We start from the raw sequence: 6,184 nt of genomic DNA, 5'->3' as shown, positions 1-6,184 counted from the left end.
GCCCAGCCGTACGCGCAGCGCCCCCAGTTCGTCGCCGAACCGGTGGCCGCCCGGCGCCGGTGCGCCGAGGCGTTCCGTCAGGTACTCCTCCAGTTCGAGCGAGTCGGTGACGCCTCGATTCGCGAGCCGGGATCTGAGCGGCCCGAGGTCGGCGTAGAGATGGCGGCCGGCCTGCGGGGGTCTGGCCAGCGCACCCGAGGCGAGGACCGCGCGGTGGGCCGCTGCCGCGACCTGTGCCTGGAGCGCGGCGGCCCGGCGGACCCGGTCCGTGACGGAGTCCGGTTCGCGCAGCGCGTGGGCGGCGGCCATGGCGACGGGCCCCGCGACGTGCGCGCCGAGTGCGGTGAGGCTGTCGAGGGTACGGGCATGGCGCACCGCTGCCCGCTCGGTGTCCGGGAACCGGGCGACCGCGACCGGCCAGGCGGACGGGGTCAGCGCACCGGCGAGATCACAGACGACCGTGACATCGTCGGGGCACATTTCGGCCGGACTGAGCAGGACCGTGTCATGCGGCCGGTGCAGGGTGTCGCGCCAGGTCTCGTCGCTGACGATGTGCAGTCCTTCGGCGACCGCCGCCTCGCACGCCTCGCGAACGAGTTCCGGCGGGGCGACGGTGGCGGTCGGATCGTCGACCACGGAGATCAGCAGCAGCCGGGGCCTGCCTCCCTCGGCGCGCACCCTGCGTACGGTCTCCAGCAGCGCGTACGGATCGGGCACGCCGCCGCACTCGGCCGGGGTCGGCACATGATAGGCGGGCCTGCCCAGCAGCCTGGCCTGCGGAATCCAGGTGGCTGTGCAGGGGCGCGGCATGAGCACGTCGCCGCCGTGCGCGGCGATCAGCGCGAGCAGCAGCGGCGAGGCGCCCGGGGCGGCGGCGATGTTCTCCGGGCTGCCGTGCAGTCCGCGCCGCTCCCAGTAGGCGGTCGCGGCCTCGCGCAGGGCCTCGCCGCCGCCGGTCGGTTCGGGTTCGCTGCGGCCGGCCGCGGCGGCGAGCACCTCGGCCAGCTCGGGCAGGACGGGCAGACCGGGATCGGGGGCGGGCGGCCCGTATCGAACAGGGCCGCGGTCCTCCCGCACAGAACCCGCGCCACTCCCGGCCTTGTCCTCGCGCCCCGCCCGTCCGGTCCGCTCGGTCTGCTTCCCCGCCATCCGGGCCTCCTTCGCCGCCGCCCCGTCCCGTCGTCTCACTCAGGGCCCTTTATACGAGGGTTCGGCCGACCGCGCCCGCCCAACGGCGCCGTCGAGGAGCCCGTCCGGCAGCGGGCCATGGGTATCCGGCCGAGCGAGGCGGTCTCAGCCCGCGAAGGCCGACCCGGGCATCCCGTGCCCCGCGTCCGGCAGCACCAGCAGCGAACCGGACAGCGGATGCGGCGCGGCGAGCCCCGTGCGGGCCGAGGTGATGTAGAGGTCGCGCAGGTCCCTGCCGCCGAAGGCGCAGGCTGTCGGGCGCTGTACGGGGAGTTCGACGATCCGGTCCAGGGCGCCGTCGGCCGTGTAGCGGCGCACCGCAGCGCCGTCCCACAGAGCGACCCAGACGGCTCCCCGGGCGTCGACCGTCAGCCCGTCCGGGAATCCCGCACCCGGCTCGACGGTGGCGAACGGGCGTCGGTTCACGGCGCGTTGACCGTCGAAGTCGAAGACGTCGATACGGCGCGTGGGCGTGTCGATGAAGTACATCAGCCGCCCGTCCGGACTCCACCCGATGCCGTTGCCGCAGGCCACGGCGGGCAGCACCGGGGTGACCGAGCCGTCGGGTGCGACGCGGGCGAGACTGCCGCCGTTCTCCGCGCCGTCGTAACGCATGGTGCCCACCCACAGCGCCCCGTCCGGAGCCACCGCCGCATCATTGCCGCGACGTCCTGGCTCCGGGTCATGGACCAGCCAGTGGAAGGCGCCGTCGGGGCCGTACAGACCGATGCCGTCGCGCAGATTGACCACGAGTCCGCCACCGGCGCGCGGCTTGGCGGCTCCGACGTGCTGTTCGGTGGCCATCACCGTACGGCGGCCGCTCACCGGGTCGTAGGTGTGCACGCGGGCGCAGACGATGTCGACCCAGATCAGCCGGCCGGTGACGGGATCCCAGGTCGGTCCCTCGCCGAGCTCGGCGCGCTCATGTACGGCAACATCCAGGCGTGTGGTGGTCACTGCTGCCCCTCGTGGTGTCCGAGCCGGCCTGAGAGCGCATCGGCACCGCCGACAGCGAGGCTCGCCGGTTCCTCCTCGCGCTCCTCGGTCCAGCGGATCATGGGTACGGATATGGAGAGCGCGGCGACGATGCTGCCCGTACGGTCCCGTACCGGCGCGGCGACGCAACTGACATCGGGGGCGGACTCACGGCGCACCACCGCGACTCCCCGCTCGCGTTCGACACTCCGGCCGATGACCGGAATCACGAACACAGGTTAATGGGGTGGCACTTGCCGCGACAATGCCCGGTGACCGCGAGTGAGGTCGGGCCCGTCGGCCGAGGAGCGCGAGCAGGTCGGTCTGCGGGTCGGCGTCCGCGGGGGCTCGACGGGCGGAGCGAACAGGCCGCTCTGCGAGAGATCCCTCGCGTACGGTCCGACCTCGCGGCGCGTGAACGCGACCAGTGGTACGGGCAGCCGCTCGTCGGCGCCGATGGCCCGGGACACCGGGGAGCTGGAGCAGTTCTTCCGTCCGGATACGCGGGCGCCGACAGCTGCGCGGGCGAAGCGTGCGTCTCCGAACCGGCTGGGGTGGGCGGTGCAGTGGGGCTGCGTGCGGATGCTGGGCGTCTGCCCCACCGAGGACTTGTCCGTGGTCCCGTATGTGGTGGTCCGGTCCGCCGCCGAGCAGCTTGCTGTCGAGGCGGGCGAGTTCGCCGTGGAGGCGGCCTGTCATTGAAAGCGGGACCGCCCTCAGCTGCGCAAGGTGGCACGCAGGCGCAGGCCGACAATGGCGAGACCTTCGAAGGTGGTGACCTGGTAGCCGGGTTCCGGTCCGGGCGGCTCGCTCAAGTGGTAGCGGCGGGCGGTCTGCGCCGTCAGGAGCGTCAGCATCGCCATGGCCAGGGCGGCTCCCTCGCAGCCATGCGGCCCGGTTCCGAAGGAGAGGAAGACCCCGGGTTTCGCCGGCGAGCCCGGATCATCGAGCCAGCGCTCGGGCTGGAACCGGTCCGGCTCGGAGTGTTCCCGTGCGTCGCGGTGGGCGGTGTAGGGGCAGACGAGAACGGTGGACCCGGCGTCGATGGTGTAGTCGGCGAGCTGAGTCCGTCGCCTGACGCGCCGGGTCAGTAGCCAGCTCGGAGGGTGCAGTCGGAGCACCTCGCGTACCAGTGCCTGGGTGTATTGCAGGCTGTCGAGGTGGGTGCTGGTCGTCGCGGCCGGGTCCGCGGGCAGCAAGGCGGCTTCGGCCGCGACGCGGTCCGCTGCCTGGGGGTGCCGGGCCAGGTGGAGCAGGATCCATCCGGCTGCCCGGGAAGGTGTCTCGAAGGTGGCGACGGTGATTCCGGGGAGAGTGTCGAGGACGGCCTCTTCCGGCAGTAGGCCGTAGCGGGAGGAGGGCCGGAGCATCTGTCCCAGCATGTCGTCACCGAGCCGGCCCGATGAACGGCGCCGACGGACGATGGGCCGCAAAGCGTTGGTGAAGGCGACTTGCTGCCGTGTGCGGAACCGCCGTGCCGGTGTGGGGATCCAGCGCGGCCATGCCCAGCGCGAGGGGCGTACGAGCACCTCCCGGGCCAGGAAGAGCTGTGAGGCAAAGGGCAGCAGGGTGGGAGCGTCTTCGGAGAAGAGGTAGCGCACACCGATCTCCGCCAGGGCGTGCCGGACCGGGGGCAGAATCTCGACGTCCTGGCCCGTGGGCCACTGGTCGACGAATCGAGCGGTCCCGGGCGCAATCTCACCGATCCGGGCCGCGACCGCCTGCGGGCGCAGTCCGCGCATGCGGGCGGCGTGAGCATGCGCACGCTCCTCGGGCGTCGGTGCTCCGCTCGACCGCTTCAACGGCGGGAAGAGAGGCGAGGATGCCTTGGGGAAGTCCTGCGCGCGGCGCAGGACTGCTTCACACGGCCCGGCCGAAGCGGCTACGTAGACACCCGGCTCCAGCTGCCAGACGTCCCCGCACTCCTCGGCGCCACGGCGCGCCAGCGCCAGCCGGTCGCGGCTCCAGGCCGCGAAGCCGCCTCCGGGCAACCGCGGCGGCTCATTCATTCGGCCCATGAGATCGTCCCTGACTCTCGTACCAGTCCAGGCCGATATCGTCGGCAGCATGGCTGGGAGTCGGCGGGCGCCCGGGGGCGCCCGCCGTCAGTGCGGTCGGACCTAGACGTCGCCGGCGTACGCATCCCATTCGTGGGCCCCGTACGCACCGTAGTGGCGGGTGAAGGACAGCTTGCCGAGCAGCTTGGCGATCATGATGCACTCCTCTCGCCTGTGAGAGCCCTCCCAGCCGAGGGTTCAGCAAAGAAGTTCTCGCCAGCACCAACGACCACGCATCCCATACTTCCACGCATGCCATATATGTCACATTCAGGGCATCAGTCGCACGCGTGGATATGAGGCGCGTGCTTGCGGGCTGGGCCCCGCAGCCGGCCATCGTCGCCCCGGTGCTGGAGATCAGTGCCGCCCCCGGCCGCGAGGTGTGGCGACGCCGGTCACCTCAAGACCGGGGGCACCAGCACCCCGCACGGCGGCCGGCCCCCTGTCATCACCGACGACGTGCTGCACACCGTGCTCCGCCGCAGCTCCGGCGGCGATTCCGTCGAGCAGATCCAGCCCGACCTGATCATCCCCATGGGCAAGCGCAAGGGGGCAGAGACCCGGCGTCGCCGACATCCACCGCCCCCTCGCCGGCAGTGCGGGCGCATGGCCCGGCGGGCGGCCCGGCACGGGGAGCTTGTCCATATATCAAGACGCGCATCTCATCATTCGACATTCGAGCGTACGGTGGCCGTACCGATCAGCGCTTCGCGGTTCGCATGTCACGCTCTGCGTTTCGAGAAAGGATCCACGGCCATGCCGAAGGAGACCGCCGTCTACACCCACGGCCACCACGAGTCGGTGCTGCGCTCGCACCGCTGGCGCACCGCCGCCAATTCCGCGGCGTATCTGATCGACGAACTCCGCCCGGGCATGTCCGTGTTGGACGTCGGCTGCGGACCCGGCACCATCACCGCGGATCTGGCCGCGCTGGTCGCCCCCGGCCGGGTGACCGCCGTCGACGCCGCTCGGGAGATCCTGGACCGTGCGGCCGAATTCGCCGCCGAACGCGGCCTGGACAACATCGAGTTCACCACCGCCGATGTCCATGCCCTGGACTTCCCCGACGACTCCTTCGATGTCGTCCATGCCCATCAGGTGCTCCAGCACGTGGGCGACCCGGTGCAGGCACTGCGCGAGATGCGGCGCGTCTGCCGCCCCGGCGGCATCGTCGCGGCCCGCGACAGCGACTACGCGGCGATGGCCTGGCACCCCGGGGTATCAGGCATGGACGACTGGCAGGAACTGTACGGACGGGTGGCCCGCGCCAATGGCGGCGAGCCCGACGCGGGCCGTCGGCTGCTCTCCTGGGCCCGCCGGGCCGGCTTCACCGACATCACCCCGACCGCCGGCAACTGGTGCTTCGCCACTCCGGAGAGCCGCGCCTGGTGGAGCGGTCTGTGGGCGGACCGTACGGTCGGCTCGGTGTACGCGAGGCTGGCCGTGGACGGCGGCCACGCGAGTACCGAGGAGCTGGCCGCGATCGCCGCGGCCTGGCGCGAGTGGGGCGCACAGGACGACGCCTGGTTCATGGTCCCGCACGGCGAGGTGCTCTGCCGGGCCTGAGAACCGCCAACTACCCTTGCCCGTATGGACATTCTGGGAACCACGCTGCGTATCTGCGTCGACGACCTGGAGGCCGCGGTGGCCTTCTACGAGGACCTCACGGCCAGTTCTGCGCTGCGCTTCGAGCGTGGCGGAGTCTCGGTCGCCGCGATCAGCTGCTTTCTGCTGATGAGCGGCCCGGAGTCGGAGCTGGAGATCCTGCGCAAGGTGACGGCGACGATCGCGGTCAAGGATGTCGACGAAGCCCACGACTCCCTCACCCGCGTCGGCGCCCGGATCCTCGCAGGCCCGGTACCGACGCCGGTGGGCCGCAATCTGATCGCGGTGCATCCGGACGGCTCGGTCTTCGAGTACGTCGACCGGAACCTGACCGTCTGACCCGCGGCCGTCCGCCCCGC

General features: G+C 71.8%; 6 protein-coding genes and 2 pseudogenes. 3 read left to right on the top strand and 5 right to left on the bottom strand.

Annotation, left to right across the window (positions count from 1 at the left end; genetic code table 11):
- From GA0115254_RS09895 to GA0115254_RS45820, 4 genes and pseudogenes are all read right to left on the bottom strand, one after another.
- Nucleotides 1-1,149: aminotransferase class I/II-fold pyridoxal phosphate-dependent enzyme (locus GA0115254_RS09895; protein WP_093894896.1), on the bottom strand; the 1,149-nt coding region annotated here is incomplete at its 3' end.
- 144 nt (nucleotides 1,150-1,293) lie between these two features.
- Nucleotides 1,294-2,145 (bottom strand): SMP-30/gluconolactonase/LRE family protein, encoded by an 852-nt coding sequence (locus GA0115254_RS09890; RefSeq protein WP_093894895.1) that lies wholly within the window; start codon nucleotides 2,143-2,145, stop codon nucleotides 1,294-1,296.
- Nucleotides 2,142-2,363, bottom strand: a pseudogene (locus GA0115254_RS09885) (IclR family transcriptional regulator C-terminal domain-containing protein); the annotation flags it as partial. The gene GA0115254_RS09890 and the pseudogene GA0115254_RS09885, both read right to left, overlap by 4 nt.
- A gap of 94 nt (nucleotides 2,364-2,457) precedes the next feature.
- Nucleotides 2,458-2,633: pseudogene (locus tag GA0115254_RS45820) on the bottom strand (TIGR03086 family protein); the annotation flags it as partial.
- On the opposite strand from GA0115254_RS45820, the gene GA0115254_RS09875 reads away from it, so the two are divergent.
- A complete protein-coding gene (locus GA0115254_RS09875) occupies nucleotides 2,620-2,865 on the top strand; it encodes a DUF4158 domain-containing protein (RefSeq protein WP_093894894.1) in 246 nt (81 codons plus the stop codon). The pseudogene GA0115254_RS45820 and the gene GA0115254_RS09875 overlap by 14 nt on opposite strands.
- Before the next feature lie 14 nt (nucleotides 2,866-2,879).
- Here GA0115254_RS09875 and GA0115254_RS09870 read toward each other — a convergent pair whose 3' ends face one another.
- Nucleotides 2,880-4,172 (bottom strand): cytochrome P450, encoded by a 1,293-nt coding sequence (locus tag GA0115254_RS09870; protein WP_093894893.1) that lies wholly within the window; start codon nucleotides 4,170-4,172, stop codon nucleotides 2,880-2,882.
- 804 nt (nucleotides 4,173-4,976) lie between these two features.
- On the opposite strand from GA0115254_RS09870, the gene GA0115254_RS09865 reads away from it, so the two are divergent.
- Complete coding sequence (locus GA0115254_RS09865) at nucleotides 4,977-5,786, top strand: class I SAM-dependent methyltransferase (protein ID WP_093894892.1); 810 nt, start codon at nucleotides 4,977-4,979, stop codon at nucleotides 5,784-5,786.
- A 24-nt stretch (nucleotides 5,787-5,810) separates the two neighbouring features.
- On the top strand, nucleotides 5,811-6,164 hold the full coding sequence (locus GA0115254_RS09860; protein WP_093894891.1) for a VOC family protein: 354 nt from the start codon (nucleotides 5,811-5,813) through the stop codon (nucleotides 6,162-6,164).
- Nucleotides 6,165-6,184 lie beyond the last annotated feature (20 nt).

It is taken from the genome of Streptomyces sp. Ncost-T10-10d (assembly GCF_900091955.1).
Lineage (GTDB): Bacteria > Actinomycetota > Actinomycetes > Streptomycetales > Streptomycetaceae > Streptomyces.
This window is presented reverse-complemented; position numbering and strand designations above follow the sequence as displayed.

Coding starts and splice junctions, on each gene's coding strand:
- GA0115254_RS09875 (WP_093894894.1), top strand. CDS start 2,620: ATGGCCCGGGACACCGGGGAGCTGGAGCAGTTCTTCCGTCCGGATACG.
- GA0115254_RS09870 (WP_093894893.1), bottom strand. CDS start 4,172: ATGAATGAGCCGCCGCGGTTGCCCGGAGGCGGCTTCGCGGCCTGGAGC.
- GA0115254_RS09865 (WP_093894892.1), top strand. CDS start 4,977: ATGCCGAAGGAGACCGCCGTCTACACCCACGGCCACCACGAGTCGGTG.
- GA0115254_RS09860 (WP_093894891.1), top strand. CDS start 5,811: ATGGACATTCTGGGAACCACGCTGCGTATCTGCGTCGACGACCTGGAG.